The organism is Maribacter polysaccharolyticus (assembly GCF_028882255.1).
Taxonomy (GTDB): Bacteria; Bacteroidota; Bacteroidia; order Flavobacteriales; family Flavobacteriaceae; genus Maribacter_A; species Maribacter_A polysaccharolyticus.
In genome coordinates this window covers 1,002,471-1,017,043 of the sequence record NZ_JARBUY010000001.1, presented here as the reverse complement: position 1 = coordinate 1,017,043, position 14,573 = coordinate 1,002,471, and the positions used below count along the sequence as shown (strand labels likewise).

Here is a 14,573-nt window from a genome sequence, read left to right as displayed (position 1 = left end):
AGACAACCGGCCACTGTTCCGAAGGTGATTCTTTTAACCAATCAATAGACCGATGATGAAATTCTTTCGAAAAAACAGACTCAAGTTCGTTGTTGAAAAAAAACTCCGAAATTACCTATTGTATGCCATAGGGGAAATCATACTTGTGGTAATTGGGATCTTGATCGCCCTGGCCATCAACAACAATAATCAATATAAGGCAACTAGAATAAAGGAGGATATTTACCTTAATGGATTAAAAAAAGAGTTTCAAATCAGTAAATTGAAACTTGAGGAGTTGATCAAAGTGAATAAGGGCAACTATGAAGGGGCAAAAAGCATAATGGCGCACCTTTCAAATGATACGGTTACCCTGACCGAAAAAGAGTTTTCGGAATTGCTTTACGCATCATTTGCCCTTGATATTTCATTTAACCCCAATAATTCACTCTTAAATGAGATGATTAATTCGGGAAGTTTGAAGGATATCTCCAACACCCAACTAAGAATATATCTTACCAATTGGGTGTCGACATTGGAAGATATCGCCAAACAAGAAAACGATCTCGCAAACCAAAGGGGAAAAGTCCTTGACATGTTCAGGAACAAAGCATATAGTATACGTACTATTTTTGATTTATCGGGAGTAAGTAAGGAATTGGATTTGCCCCTTGGGAAGCGTACAGACGGTAACTTGAAATTATTGAAATCGAAAGAATTTGAAAATAATGTACTTATGTTCATACTTACGACATATACCACCGAGAGTTACCATTATTTGCCCTTGATGGAAGACCTTAAGGTAATTTTGGAAATGTTGGAAAGTGAGTTGAACAAAGACTAGGGACTAAAGTGCTGTTTTTTTTGAATAGGAACGGTAAAATTGGTTGCATATCCTTTTTCCGAACCATAATGCGGTAACTAATGCATCGATCTACGAAAAGTCAAATATTGAAAAGTTTTATATGTTGACTCCAAAAACAAAAAGAAATATTTCGCGAATAGTTCCTTTTGGGGTCATTTGGCTTTTTTTAGGGTGGTTTATTCTTTTTGTCCAAGAGACTGCCACACAAGGTGAGAATATAAACCCGACTTCCACAATCACCTTGACCCCGATCGTTTTTGTATTCGCCAGTCTGGCCGTGACCATTGTTGGTCTTGTGGTGGGGTCGATTGAGGTGTTGTGGTTGGGCAATCTTTTCGGTAAAAAGAGTTTTTCCCTGAAAATTGCCTACAAGGTGGTTTTTTATTCCCTTTTCTTATTCGGGGTAATTCTGATTACCTACCCCATAGCGGCCGGTTTGGAATTACACGTATCTCCCTTTGATAGGCTTGTTTTTGAAAAATTCTCGAATTTCTTGGCCAGCATGGATTTTGTCAGTACCATGGTTTCGGTTTCCTTCAGTCTTTTTATAAGCCTTTTTTATTCTGAAATCAGTGAAAATGTAGGACATGGGGTATTGATGAATTTCTTTACCGGAAAATACCATCGTCCAAAGGAGGAAAAACGCATCTTCCTGTTTTCGGATATGAAGTCCTCGACGGCCATAGCCGAGCAAATGGGCCATATCATATATTTTGAATTGTTAAAGGAATACTATTCCGACTTTTCCGATGCCATTATTCGCTACTCGGGGGAAGTGTATCAATATATCGGGGATGAAATCGTCATTTCCTGGAAGTACGAAGACGGGATTAAAAACAACAATTGTATCAATTGCTTTTTTGCCATGAAAGAAGACCTTGATAAAAGGACGGATTGGTACAATACAACTTTCGGGGTGGCACCCACTTTTAAAGCCGGAATGCATGTGGGTGAGGTGACTACCGGTGAAATAGGTGCACTCAAAAAGGAAATCATTTTTACCGGCGATGTTTTAAATACCACCGCCCGTATTCAGGGGCTCTGCAATACTTACGATGTGGATGTCCTAATTTCGGAAGATCTGCTAACTGCATTGCAATCCGGCAGTAAATTTCAAACCGAATCTTTGGGGATTGCCAAATTGAAAGGAAAGGAGGAAGAGATAGCGTTGTATACGGTTCATAGGAAGGGAGCGGCAACTAAAAACAATCAGGTTTAAGTAACAAAGCTTCAATCGGTTCGTCTTGTTTTTATTCGATTAAAACTAAAATGCAAGAAAAGAAATTGGAACATAAAGGAACATGGAGGTCAATCTTCCTTTTCTTGACCATAGTTACGGCCACAAGTGCCCTGTTTCATTATGCCATAGTGAATTTGTACCCATCCAGCCTTTATGTTGGTGCACTGATGTGGAGTCCGGCTATAGCTACCTTTGTTACCTTAACGTTGCTTGGACGATCTGTTTCTTCACTAAATTGGAATTGGGCCAAGTGGAAATATATACGCTGGTCTTATGTTGTACCTGCCCTATATGTCTTGATTACCTATTTGCTTCTCTGGCTTTTTGGCTTGGGAGGCCTGGCCGATGCAGAAATGATTTTGGCTTGGGCCAGAGAACTTGGTCTTGTAGGGATAGGAACCCTGAGTCCGTTGGTTGCAACCATCGTGGGTGTTGTATTATTGGGGACCATTGGCGTGTTAAAGGCAATGGCAACGACCTTAGGGGAAGAAATCGGTTGGCGGGGATTTTTTATATATGAATTAAGAAAGGTGCTGCCATTTACAGGTGTTTCCCTTTTTAGTGGATTTATCTGGGCTTCTTGGCATTGGCCTTTGATCGTATATTATGGAGGGAATATCGTTTTGGAACTGATAACTTTCTTTATTGTAATAATTTCGATGTCATTTATCATGACCTATTATACCTTTAAATCCAATAGTTTATGGCCTGCCGTAATCTTCCATGCCGTGAGCAATGTTTATATACAGAAAATACTACCTCCATTAACAATGGAAATGGAAGGATCTGAATACTGGTTCGGGGAATACGGAATTATGTTTGCCATAGTAACCTTTTCATTTGGAGTGTATTTTTGGAGAAAAGCCAGGAATGAAAATTTATAAAATGAAAGCAAAAGAAATGACCATACTGGTAGTAGGGGCAAGTGGCGCAACAGGACAACAAATGGTTGCACAACTTCTTGAACAGGGGCAGTATGTCAAAGCTGTTCTACGATCTGCAGGGAAATTACCGGAAGCCCTGAAAAATCATGACCGTTTATCCATTATCGAAGCCAGTATTTTGGATCTTAGCGATGCGGAAATGGCTGAACATGTAGCCGGTTGTGATGCTGTTGCCTCCTGCTTGGGCCATAATCTGACCTTTAAGGGCATTTATGGTAAGCCGCGAAGATTGGTGACCGATGCCGCACGTAGATTATGCAACGCGATAAAGGCAACTAAACCGGAAAAGCCCGTAAAATATGTTCTGATGAATTCTTCTGGCTGTAGCAATCGCGATTTGAACGAGCCGATTTCTTTGGGCCAAAAAATGGTAATCGCCTTACTTCGGTTGTTGTTGCCACCCCATGTGGATAATGAAAAGGCCGCGGAGTATCTACGGACCAAAATCGGTCAAAATGATGCCATGGTCGAGTGGACGGCTGTCCGCCCCGACGGTCTGATCAATGAGCCGCAGGTTTCGTCATACGAATTGCATCCTTCCCCGATCAGGAGTGCCATCTTTGAAGCGGGAAAGGTCAGTAGGATCAATGTTGCCCATTTTATGGCAGCTTTGATAATCAATGATGGCCTATGGCAAAAATGGAAAGGGAAAATGCCCGTCATTTACAGTTCATCGGAGACGTAGCCCTATTTGTAAAAAACAAGGACATTGAGTAAATGGGCACATTGAATGGAAATCCGCTTTTTGGACAATCAAAGAAAAGCTGGAGTTTGATTCTATAATATAGTTGGATGTGGTGCCCAAAAAAAGAAGTCAAAAGCAGAGGTATTTAATTGGAAGCCTTATCCTACGGCCACTAAAGGAAAAACCAATGGCCCATTGATCATTGAAATAGGGTGGATTGGGTAAAACCCTATACAACGATTGACAAAATCCGACCACAAAAGTGATCGGATGTTATGTTCATATACCAATAGCGCCGTTAGAAGCCATAGCCAGGGGCGTGTCCTAACTTAGGATAGTTAATGTTTGGTCGTTTCAATGCTTTCCGTAATGCTTAAATACCTTTCGCACGTTGTGGTGTTTTTCCAATAAAAGGGAAGCTTCCTTTTCATTAACATGAAGTTCATCCATCAGCATTCGAATAGCGCGCTGTACCAGTTTTTTATTCGACAATTGCATATCCACCATTTTATTTCCCTTTACACGCCCAAGTTTGACCATGATAGCGGTTGATATCATGTTCAAGACCAATTTTTGGGCCGTTCCGCTTTTCATACGGGTGCTCCCGGTTACAAATTCGGGACCTACTACCAGTTCTATGGGATAGGTGGCTTCTTCAGCCATGGGTGAATTGAGGTTGCAGACAATGCAGCCTGTAACCAAACCGTTGATACGGGCTTTTTTCAATCCTCCGATGACATAGGGGGTGGTGCCTGAAGCGGCAATACCCAAAACCACGTCATTCTTGTCAATATCGAATTGAGTGAGGTCTTTCCATGCTTGTTCGGTATCATCCTCGGCATTCTCTACCGCCTTTCTTAGGGCGTAATCACCCCCCGCGATTAGGCCGATGATCATATCATAGTCTACCCCAAATGTGGGAGGGCACTCAGAAGCATCCAGAACCCCCAGACGACCACTTGTACCCGCTCCTATATAGAATAGGCGGCCTCCATGTTCCATCTTTTCGTAAGTTGCATCCACAAAACGTTTTATAGCCGGAATGGCTACTTCAATTGCTTGGGGAACTGTCTTGTCCATACTATTGATGTTGGTCAACAATTCCAATGTGTCCATATCCTCCAAATGGTCAAATAGGGAAGGTTGTTCTGTTATAGGATTAAATGTTTTCATATTATTTTCTAATTAATATCAGTCCAATAAGGGTTAGGGCGCCGATTACGGCAATTGTAAAAAAGCCCATATCAAAACCGTATGATTCCTTTAAAAATATTCCGATGAAATAGGTGGATATTGGGGCCAATACACATATTATCGGCACCCACTTATCCTTAAGTTGTATTTTGGTGAACATTCCAAACATAAATAGTCCCAATAATGGGCCATAGGTATAGCCTGCCATGGTAAACACCAACGAAATCACATCACCTTTACTCCCTGAAAACACCATTATTATTAAAAACAGGATAGTGGAAAAGGCAATAAGTACCTTGTTCTTGACGGATCTGACGTTGGTGCCGATCTTTTTGTCAATCTCAAGAAAGTCATATGTGAATGAAGTCGTCAATGCCGTAAGGGCCGAATCGACACTGGAGAACGAAGCGGCTATGATGCCCAATAAAAAACTGACCCCGGCCAAAGTACCAAGATAGTTCATGGTCAAATTGGGAAATAGCATGTCGGTATCCAGAAAGGTCCCGTTTTTATCTTGGGGTAGGTAAACACCGTTGTTTTCAGCATATAGGTAGAGTAAAATACCTAACCCCAAGAACAAGAATTGGGTCCCGGCCAAGATTAGACTATAGGTTAATGTGTTCTTTTGGGCATCCCACCTATTTTTGCAGGTTAAGGTCTTTTGCATCATATTCTGGTCAAGTCCCATCATGGCAATGGCAATAAAAAAGCCCGAAATGAACTGTTTGAAAAAATTGTTCGGCGAATTGCCGTTCCATTCAAAGATTTTGAAATATTCGTGTTCCTTTACCGCATGGATCGCACCACCAACGGTGAAATTGAATGATTGCATTATGGCCACAATGGTAAAAACCGCACCCATGATCAAAAATGCCGTCTGTATGGTATCGGTCCACACAATGGTTTTTATTCCCGATTTGTTGGTATATAACCACACTAGGATCAATATGACGACCACCGTCAGGATAAAGGGGACACCAATGGAATCAAAGAATACAAATTGAAGGATTTTTGCGGCTAAAAGTAGTCGAAGTGCGGCGCCGAAGGACTGGGAAATCAAAAAAATGAGTGATCCCGTCTTATAGGAGACAGTTCCAAAACGATTCTTTAAATATCCATATATGGAAACCAACCTTAATTTATAATACAACGGAATCAAAACAAAGGTGATGAAGAGGTAGCCGAGTACGTTTCCCAAAACAAATTGGAAAAAATAAAGGTTATTGTTGGCGACCATACCCGGGACCGAAACGAAAGTTACCCCCGATAAGCCGGCCCCGATCATACCAAAAGCCACTAAAAACCAAGGTGACTTGCGGTCTCCTGTAAAATAGGTTTCGTTATCGGTTTTTCTAGAAGTCAGGTAGGAGATAACCATCAATAAACAGAAATAGGCAACAATAATCGTAAATACAACAAATGGCTTCACTTCAGGATATTTTATTTCGTAATTAGGTGTATAATTTAATGTCCGAGAATATGGATTGATATCCCGACAGGTTTTCCATGGCATCCAGTTCGGCCATCGATCCCTGTGAAACGACCCATTTTCGCAGCTTATCGGTACCATTTATTATGTCGATGGGCATATGGTCATAATCGTATTCATAAGGTGGGTCAAGCCATTCGAAATTTGTATCCATGTGTTTGTACAATTCCCGCATCAACCACTGTCCGGTTCTCCAAGGTTTAAAGATTTTCCGATTCAAGACATGCATTTGAAAACCGCCACAGGCTACATTGGCCTGTTTTTGAAAAGTGGGTAAGAAATTGATGGGGCGTATAGCCACGCCTTCCAAACCACTTTTGGCAAATGCTTTGGACAAGTGCGTGTCCCATAGACCATAGGGTTCTATGCTTGGATGGCCCATTATTTCCAAAGGCTGTGTGGTGCCCCGTCCTTCACTGAGTTTGGTTCCCTCGAATAACACTATGCCGGGAAAGGTAAAAGCGCTTTCAATCCTGGATAGATTGGGTGAGGGCAATAACCATGGTAGTCCGGTGTCCTCATAAAACATGTCTCTTTTCCAACCCTGCATGGCCACGATCCGTAAATTTGCTTTTTCATGGGTCCAATGTTTTTGATGCATTAAGGCAACCTCACCAATGGTCATTCCGTGCCTTACGGGTATGGGATGACGTCCTATGAACGAGGTAAAATCCATATTCAGGATGTTACCTTCCAAGTCCATTCCGTTTAAGGGGTTTGGTCGATCAAGGATGATGATTTCTATGTCCTTCGATACGCAAGCCTCTAAAATAAGGGTCATCGTATAGATGTAGGTGTACATCCTGCAGCCCACATCCTGAAGGTCTATGAACAAATGGTCGACCCCTTCCAACATGGCTTCCGTTGGCACCCGCGTTTCCGAATAAAGGGAATAGACCGGAATATTGAAATAGGGGTGTACGTTATGGGCCGTTTCAATCATATTGTCTTGTGCATCGGTACAAAACCCGTGCTGGGGACCAAATATCTTAACAAAACGATCTGAGAAAATTTTTTTAAAAGCCAGTGTGGCATGTTCCAAGCTGCTATTCACGGAAGCATTATGGCATAACAGGGCGACTTGTCCTGGAAATTCACGCTGAAGACCATAATCTTCCACAAGTACATCCAATCCTGTTTTTATTTTCGGCATATCATCATTTTTTAAGATTGAAAAATCCAAGCCAAATACCTGATTTGGCTTGGATAAGCAACAAGAACTAGGGCATCAACTAGTTACTAACAACAATCTTTAGATTATGATGTTGGATTTGAGGGGGTATTCGTGTTGTTGTCCCTCTCCTCATTGGGGTAAGGGTAGTAATTTCTATTGCGTTCAGCATTTTCATCCTCAGGACCAGGTCGGTCAAATCTTCGGCTATCCTCAAGACCTAGACTCGATAGATAGAGTTCGATTCTACGATTTCGGTAAATCTCATCCAAAATCGATTCGGCATCAAGCGATCCCGAGTAGTCGTCCAAGGCGGCACCTAAATCAAAGGCATCTTCTGCAGCGGTTTTATTGCGCACCAAGTTCAGTTGTGTGACCGCATTATCCAAATCATTGGTTCGGGCGTAGGCTTCAGCTTTAATAAGGGTCATTTCACCGGGCAGGTAAACGGGGATCTCATCCAGGTCATCATCAAAAAATGCGGTAACCTCATAAACCGGTATTTCTGCATCCGGGTCATCACTATAGACATAAAAGTCTACACGTTGATCCCCATCTTCCGGAAGCAAATCATCTGAAAGCGCAAAATTTGCGTCCTTAGCTTGGGTAACGTTTTGTGATCCGAACCAAAATGCCAATGGATTTGGGATTGATGCGTCAAATGACCAGGTAGACTGTATTGAGGTGTCCACTTCATCCGCGGCCACTATTGCGTCAAGGTAATTTCCGGCCATTAAGTTAAAGCGCGCCAATAAGGCATTAACCGAATTTTCCAAATCTACAGATCCAATAAGATCAGTGGTTACTTCAGTAGCTAATCCAGTATCGATATATCCTTTGGCTTCGTTTAAATCGGAAATGGCATTTTGAAGGACCGTCGTTTTATCGCTGAATGGGGCATTGTCAATGATTTCAAGAGGTACTTGTTCAAAATACTGAATCAATGTTCCGTGGACCAAAGCTCTATAAAATAGGCCATGGGCTTTCAACGTATTACTTACCGAGGTATCGTCTGAAGCAATTTCAGCTGAGTTAATGACCGTGGTGGCCTCTTTTCTACAAAGCATGGCATTGGTCCACATATTGCCAAGTAATTCATTGTCACCGCTAACATCGTCTCCACCCAAAAGGATTTCATTCTCCCCTTCGTTACCGGGATTGAGAAGTTGTAGTTCACCGGTATTCAAGCCTGTGATATTTACCGTGGTATACAGTAAGCCCGTCCTTTCGGCACTCCAACGTTGTTGTATGCCATTTATCAATTTTACTAGATTGTCTGTGTCGGTTTCCACATCCGGTTCCAGGGTGGAATTGGGATCTAAATATACCTTATCGCAAGATATGGCCCCAAGGGTCAAGGTAACCAACAATATAATTTTATATATTCCTTTCATTTCTTTCAATTTATAGGTTAGTGCTAATTGACAGGGCGAAAGTGCTCGGTATTGGCACGTTTCCAAAGTTTACAGAACGCAACAGGTTGGATTGTCCACCAGCGTTGGTTTCCGGGTCATAACTCCAAAAATTATCGAAGGAGATCAAGTTTCTTCCTATCAATGATACTTTTACATTTTTCAGCGTATCGTTGAACAAAGAAGGGAAGGTGTAAGATAAAGATACTTCCCTTAGTTTTACAAAGGAACCATCTTCGATCCTAAATTCTTCAATTGGGTAAATGCCGGCAATGTATCCTCTTGGAAGCTCTCCTGTAAGTTCTTGGGCTGCCAACCTTCCTAACCCAACACCTTGTCGGGTTCGCTTATCGGCATCGAACACATCAAAACCTTGAACGGATTCCCACAACATGGAAAAATTAAAGTTCTTGTATTTTAAATCGGTTCCTATGCCCATGATATAATCGGGGTTCGGGTCACCTATGATTTTACGTAAAGCATCCCCTGTTGGTTGACCATCCTCATCACGTTGGGCTATACCGGTTGTGGCATCCCCTCTTTCTTGTTGTGGGACACCTACCGGTGAACCATCTGTCGAGGCTCCTGATAAAATTAGATCTCCATTTTCGTCTTTGGCGTAATAGGTGCCGTAAAATACGCCCAAGGCCTCTCCCTCACGTACGATAGGGGTTGCGCCGGCAACGGTGGATATTGTGATGTCGCCACCAGTGGTTTCCAAGACCTTATTCTTGTTGGTACTGAAGTTTAGGTTCAAATCCCAAGTCAAGTCCGCTGTTTTTACCGGGGTTATCCTCGCGTAAATTTCCAATCCCTTATTTTGCATGCTACCTACATTTTCCGTGCGCGATTCCCCACCAATGGAAGGGGCCAAAACACGGGTTACAATAAGGTCTTCGATTTTTTGGCTGTAATAAGACAGTAACAAACCGGCCCTGTCGTTCCAAAAACTGAGATCTGTACCTATTTCAAACTCCTTGGTGCGTTCAGGGACCAAATCTTCATTGCCCAATGTGTTGTTTTGTTGAAGGCTCTCGGCGCCTGAAAACTCATTGGGGGTATAGCTGCTGAATCTTTCGTAAGGGGAAATAGCGGTGAGGTTGCCCGCTTCGCCATAAGATACCCTTAGTCTCGCCGAATTAAAGAAACCATCCGTATTCCAGAAAGGTTCGTTGGAGAGAAGGTATGAACCGGAAACTTTTGGATAGAAATTACTTCTGTTGTCAACATCAAAATTTGTCGCACCGTCTATACGACCCGCAACCGTAAGGAACAATTTGTTATCGTAGCTAAGTGTTTCTTGAAGGAAGAACCCGTAAATGTCCAAGTTGGAATCCACTGGATTGTATTGTAAGGGGATGGTTGGAGTTCCGGTGTCGTCCAAGCCCCTTCCTTGGGTAGCGTCCATTTCCAATTGGCTGGATTGGAAACTATACCCCCCAGTAGTGGATGAGTTTAATTTTTCACTGATCTTCCAATCATAGTTGGCGGTAATGTCATAGTTCCAGTTAAAAATTTTGGCTTCTGCATTCCCTAGGTAACCGTTGTCATAGTATGCCGCGTTCACTCCATCATAGGGGTAAACGGGGATATAAATATGTCCTTTTTGATTATAGGTGTCCACACCAATAATCTGATCAATGGTAAGATTTTCCATTGGGGTTATTTTTAAATGGGCATTGGGGATAATTCGATTTACCTTTTGGGTAATATCAAAAGTTTCAATGATGCTCAAAGGGTTTATCCTGGTAGGTTCAACGGCCATTAGGTTGCCATCGGCATCACGTTGGGTGATATCATAGACGTTGTTGGTGATATTCATGGAGTTGATGGGACTCCAGAAAACATTACCATCCGGTTTTTCATTGGATTTACTGGATGAAAAATATAAGCCTATATCATATGAAATCCAATCGGCAATATTATGGTCGAATTTCAAACGGGCAGAAAAGCGATCGTACTTCGTGTTTTTGATAATACCTTCATTGCTCGTATAGCCTACGGATGCCATATAATTCATAGCACCGTTGCCGTTACGGGCCATAAAATGATTATCGGTACCAAAACCGGTTTGGAAGATTTGATCTTGGTAATCATATCTTGTCGTTTCGAACTTTTCCGTACTTAGATTCGTATATGGTGTGGCAGTATTGGTTTCGGTATCATAACCGAAAATTGGCCATAGTCTACCGGCCAAGGATCCAACAGGAACGGTCTCAAATTCCTCTCCTATTAGATTTAAATCCAATTTTTTTCTGACGGTATTGATATTGAATCCGGTTTTGAAGGTCATTTCCGGACCATTTTCAAAGGTTTTGCCCTTTTTTGTTGTAATGACCACAACCCCGTTGGAGGCGCGGGAGCCATAAATAGCAGCTGCAGCTGCACCGTTCAGGATATTGATGTTGTCAATATCATTTGGGTTGATATCTACCATCCTATTCTGTCCGGGACTGGCATCGCCTGCAGATACGTTAAGGTTGGTGACATTGGTGGTCAGGTTACTGGCGATAACCCCATCCACGACATACAAGGGTTCAGAAGACCCCTTAATGGTACTGGGACCTCTCAATCGAATGGAAAATCCACCGGCAGGATCACCGGAGTTCTGGGTGATCTGTGCTCCCGGAACTTTTCCTTGAAGCGAAGAAGTTACACTTACTGGGGCCGCTTCTATAAGTTTGGCGGATTTTATGGTTGTAATGGCATTACCAAGTTTTTTTCTTTCTTGGGTAACCGATGATCCCAAAACAACCACTTCGTCCAAGTTATTTGCATCTTCCGGCATGGCAATCGTCAAATCTTGACTTTCACCTGTAAGTACAATTTCCTGGGTTACAAAACCAAGATAACTAATGACCAGGGTTTTTTTACTGGCATCATCAACCTCTATTTGGAATTTTCCGTCAAAATCGGTCACTTCCCCGTAGGTAGTGCCTTTGATAAATACATTGGCCCCTGGCAAAGGTTGGCCGTCAGTGTCGTTGACTGTCCCTGAAATGGTCTTGGTTTGGGCGAGAACGGAGTTCAACCCAAGAAGGAGAACCAAGAACATGAAGACATGTTTGAGTTTTTTCATAAAAAAGGTGGTTTAGAATTGCAGTAAATCTAGGAATCATATTTTATTAATGCAATAATTTTGCTGTTTTAAATTGCAAAAAGATATAGTAATTGCATGATGTGCAGTAAAAAGATGCAATTTTATATGTATGTTTGTTTTATGACGAAAGCAAAAAGACAACTTTTCATATTGAGCGAAGTACAGTTGCGAAATAGGGTCGTGTTGGCCGATTTGGCGAATATGCTCAATGTGTCTATTGATACGGTACGAAGGGACATTAAGGAACTCGCTGCCGAAAAAAAGCTGAAAAAGGTACATGGAGGTGCGGTTTCAAACGGTTTTAATGCGTATTCAAATCGATCAAGTGATATTTTTGAGTTGGACAGTAAGGTGACTATTGCACAAAAAGCCCTTCACTTGATTAAAGAAGGCGATGTATTGCTTATTAGTGGTGGGTCTACCAACCTGGAATTGATCAAAATGATTCCAAAGAAAATGTCCCTGACTTTCTTTACACCGAGTCTTTCGATGGCTATTGAACTATCCCATAGACCTCCAAGGTACAGTGAGATTTATCTTATTGGAGGGAAACTTTCTCCAAGTTCACAGTTGACCGTTGGCGGGGGATCCATAAACATCCTTTCCGAGATCATGGTCGATACCTGTTTTTTGGGAACGGGTTACCTGGACGTAAAGAAAGGGGTAACGGAAGTTGATTGGGAGATAGCACAAATGAAGAAGGCCATGATTCGGGCATCAAAGAAAGTTGTTTCTTTGTGTATCTCAGCAAAGCTGAACACTTATAATCGGTATAAAATCTGTGATATCGGAAATTTGGGTACATTGATTACCGAATTGGAGCCGAACTCCCCCTTGCTCGATGATTACCGGAAACAAGGCATAAAGATGCTTTAAAAGTGGATTGCATATGGGTGATGATATCATAGCATCTTGGGAGAAAAATGCTAAGGAATGGATCAACGTAATCCAAAACAGGCGTATTCCATCCAGAAAATTTACCAATGCCGCGATTTTAAGGCTGCTGGGAAGCCTAAAGGGTGAAAAAATCATCGATGTGGGTTGTGGTGAAGGGTGGTTGACCCGGGAAATGGGAAAAATGGGTTGGGAGGCAGCCGGATTGGACGCTATTGAACCCCTGATTGTCGAGGCAAGAAAGAACAGCTCGGATTCCTATCACCTTCTAACCTACGAAGCTATTATCGCAGGAACTCTTTTAGCTGGACATCCTTTTGATGTGGCCGTATTCAATTTTAGCCTTTATCAAAAAGAGGGACTTATTTCCCTTATAACCAATACGCTACAACAACTGACCCCAAAAGGTGTTGTCGTCATACAGACCTTACACCCTTTTTTCTTACTGCAAATGGGATTGCCCTATAAAAGTCAATGGCTTCAGGATTCTTGGAAAGGGTTGCCCGGGGATTTTACCGATGGACATGCATGGTATGCGCGTACTATGGAAGATTGGTCCAAAGACTTGAACCGGTTGAAAAATATACAATGGGGCATAAAAGAGGTTTTGAACAATGAAGGAACACCGGTTTCCTTGATGATCAAAATTGAAAAACACTGAGATTCCGTTAAAATATCATATTCGGATCTAAGATGTCCTTGGAGGTCGACCTGTCGGTAAATTCGGGAATTAAGGGGTTTCCGGGATTTCTCCATAAATCAAGGCAACGATGTTTCCTGTCCCGAAGAAATATATGGATATCCAAGAAAATAGCGTTTCATTATTTGGATGGAACCGTTTTTTAAGGATTGGGCTACTTGGTAAATGAAGTTACCTTCCAGGACATTTTAATGTTGTAAATTGGATGTGTATTTTTTATTCAATAGCAATGGATCATTTTGATATAAAAGCGAAAACATGGGATATTAGCAAGGATAAACAGGTAAGAGCGAAGGTTTTTGCTGACGAGATCATTGCCTTTTTACCGTCTAATGGGCAATGGAACGCATTGGAGTTCGGTTGTGGTACGGGTTTATTGAGTTTTGCCTTAAAAGATTTCATGAAGAATATTACACTTGTCGATACTTCTGAAGGCATGATCGCTGTTTTAGAGGAAAAAATAAAACAGCAACGTATTACCAATTTTAAACCTTTGCATGTCGATCTTTTAGCGGATAAAACCGAAATTGCAGCTGTTGATATCATCTATACCTTAATGACTTTGCACCATATTCATGATCTGGACAGGGCTTTTTCCGTTTTCCATGATCTTTTGAATGTGGATGGGTATTTGTGTATTGCCGATCTGGTCGAAGAAGATGGTACCTTTCATAAACCCGAACTCAATTTTGATGGGCATCATGGATTTAATAAGTCCCAATTGAGTGATCGACTTCGGGCCCATGGGTTCGCTGTTGTGCATTACAGTACGCCCCATGTCATCACCAAGGAAAATGGTAAGCGATATCCACTCTTTTTATTGATAGCGAAAAAACTATCGGAGAAAAAATCGGAGTTTATTTAACAACATAAAAAAAAGGTGCGGTTGGGGGAATTACA

At 41.9% G+C, this 14,573-nt stretch carries 12 protein-coding genes; 7 read left to right on the top strand and 5 right to left on the bottom strand.

Features of this window, described 5'->3' with window-relative positions; all coding sequences use genetic code 11:
- Positions 1-52: 52 nt before the first annotated feature.
- The 4 genes from PHU20_RS04215 to PHU20_RS04200 all read left to right on the top strand — a co-directional run bounded on the left by PHU20_RS04215 (position 53) and on the right by PHU20_RS04200 (position 3,713).
- Positions 53-823 (top strand): DUF6090 family protein, encoded by a 771-nt coding sequence (locus PHU20_RS04215; RefSeq protein ID WP_274824094.1) that lies wholly within the window; start codon positions 53-55, stop codon positions 821-823.
- A 121-nt stretch (positions 824-944) separates the two neighbouring features.
- A complete protein-coding gene (locus PHU20_RS04210; protein WP_274824093.1) occupies positions 945-2,063 on the top strand; it encodes an adenylate/guanylate cyclase domain-containing protein in 1,119 nt (372 codons plus the stop codon).
- Between the two features lie 50 nt (positions 2,064-2,113).
- Complete coding sequence (locus PHU20_RS04205; RefSeq protein WP_274824092.1) at positions 2,114-2,968, top strand: CPBP family intramembrane glutamic endopeptidase; 855 nt, start codon at positions 2,114-2,116, stop codon at positions 2,966-2,968.
- Position 2,969: 1 nt separating this feature from the next.
- Positions 2,970-3,713: an NAD(P)-dependent oxidoreductase gene (locus tag PHU20_RS04200; RefSeq protein ID WP_274824091.1), complete on the top strand. Its 744-nt coding sequence runs from the start codon at positions 2,970-2,972 to the stop codon at positions 3,711-3,713.
- Between the two features lie 354 nt (positions 3,714-4,067).
- Here PHU20_RS04200 and murQ read toward each other — a convergent pair whose 3' ends face one another.
- The 5 genes from murQ to PHU20_RS04175 form a co-directional block, all read right to left on the bottom strand.
- The gene (gene murQ, locus PHU20_RS04195) at positions 4,068-4,886 is read right to left on the bottom strand and encodes an N-acetylmuramic acid 6-phosphate etherase (RefSeq protein WP_274824090.1); all 819 of its coding nucleotides are present in this window, start codon (positions 4,884-4,886) and stop codon (positions 4,068-4,070) included.
- Between the two features lies 1 nt (position 4,887).
- Positions 4,888-6,336 (bottom strand): sodium:solute symporter, encoded by a 1,449-nt coding sequence (locus tag PHU20_RS04190; protein ID WP_274824089.1) that lies wholly within the window; start codon positions 6,334-6,336, stop codon positions 4,888-4,890.
- Positions 6,337-6,358: 22 nt separating this feature from the next.
- Positions 6,359-7,549, bottom strand: coding sequence for an exo-beta-N-acetylmuramidase NamZ family protein (locus PHU20_RS04185; protein WP_274824088.1), 1,191 nt, complete (start codon positions 7,547-7,549; stop codon positions 6,359-6,361).
- 104 nt (positions 7,550-7,653) lie between these two features.
- Positions 7,654-8,961 carry a RagB/SusD family nutrient uptake outer membrane protein gene (locus tag PHU20_RS04180; protein WP_274824087.1) on the bottom strand — a complete coding sequence of 436 codons (1,308 nt, stop codon included), beginning with the start codon at positions 8,959-8,961 and terminating at the stop codon, positions 7,654-7,656.
- A 10-nt stretch (positions 8,962-8,971) separates the two neighbouring features.
- Positions 8,972-12,058 (bottom strand): SusC/RagA family TonB-linked outer membrane protein, encoded by a 3,087-nt coding sequence (locus tag PHU20_RS04175; RefSeq protein ID WP_274824086.1) that lies wholly within the window; start codon positions 12,056-12,058, stop codon positions 8,972-8,974.
- A 141-nt stretch (positions 12,059-12,199) separates the two neighbouring features.
- Here PHU20_RS04175 and PHU20_RS04170 point away from each other — a divergent pair, with 141 nt between their 5' ends.
- The 3 genes from PHU20_RS04170 (at position 12,200) to PHU20_RS04160 (ending at position 14,538) form a co-directional block, all read left to right on the top strand.
- The gene (locus tag PHU20_RS04170; RefSeq protein ID WP_274824085.1) at positions 12,200-12,955 is read left to right on the top strand and encodes a DeoR/GlpR family DNA-binding transcription regulator; all 756 of its coding nucleotides are present in this window, start codon (positions 12,200-12,202) and stop codon (positions 12,953-12,955) included.
- Between the two features lie 13 nt (positions 12,956-12,968).
- Positions 12,969-13,634, top strand: a complete 666-nt coding sequence (locus tag PHU20_RS04165; RefSeq protein WP_274824084.1) for a class I SAM-dependent methyltransferase — start codon at positions 12,969-12,971, stop codon at positions 13,632-13,634.
- 268 nt (positions 13,635-13,902) lie between these two features.
- A complete protein-coding gene (locus PHU20_RS04160; RefSeq protein ID WP_274824083.1) occupies positions 13,903-14,538 on the top strand; it encodes a class I SAM-dependent DNA methyltransferase in 636 nt (211 codons plus the stop codon).
- The last annotated feature ends 35 nt before the right edge of the window (positions 14,539-14,573 follow it).

Excerpts from the sequence above, each read along its gene's own strand:
- PHU20_RS04215 (WP_274824094.1), top strand. The coding sequence starts at position 53 with ATGATGAAATTCTTTCGAAAAAACAGACTCAAGTTCGTTGTTGAAAAA.
- PHU20_RS04210 (WP_274824093.1), top strand. The coding sequence starts at position 945 with ATGTTGACTCCAAAAACAAAAAGAAATATTTCGCGAATAGTTCCTTTT.
- PHU20_RS04205 (WP_274824092.1), top strand. The coding sequence starts at position 2,114 with ATGCAAGAAAAGAAATTGGAACATAAAGGAACATGGAGGTCAATCTTC.
- PHU20_RS04200 (WP_274824091.1), top strand. The coding sequence starts at position 2,970 with ATGAAAGCAAAAGAAATGACCATACTGGTAGTAGGGGCAAGTGGCGCA.
- murQ (WP_274824090.1), bottom strand. The coding sequence starts at position 4,886 with ATGAAAACATTTAATCCTATAACAGAACAACCTTCCCTATTTGACCAT.
- PHU20_RS04185 (WP_274824088.1), bottom strand. The coding sequence starts at position 7,549 with ATGCCGAAAATAAAAACAGGATTGGATGTACTTGTGGAAGATTATGGT.
- PHU20_RS04180 (WP_274824087.1), bottom strand. The coding sequence starts at position 8,961 with ATGAAAGGAATATATAAAATTATATTGTTGGTTACCTTGACCCTTGGG.
- PHU20_RS04175 (WP_274824086.1), bottom strand. The coding sequence starts at position 12,058 with ATGAAAAAACTCAAACATGTCTTCATGTTCTTGGTTCTCCTTCTTGGG.
- PHU20_RS04170 (WP_274824085.1), top strand. The coding sequence starts at position 12,200 with ATGACGAAAGCAAAAAGACAACTTTTCATATTGAGCGAAGTACAGTTG.
- PHU20_RS04165 (WP_274824084.1), top strand. The coding sequence starts at position 12,969 with ATGGGTGATGATATCATAGCATCTTGGGAGAAAAATGCTAAGGAATGG.
- PHU20_RS04160 (WP_274824083.1), top strand. The coding sequence starts at position 13,903 with ATGGATCATTTTGATATAAAAGCGAAAACATGGGATATTAGCAAGGAT.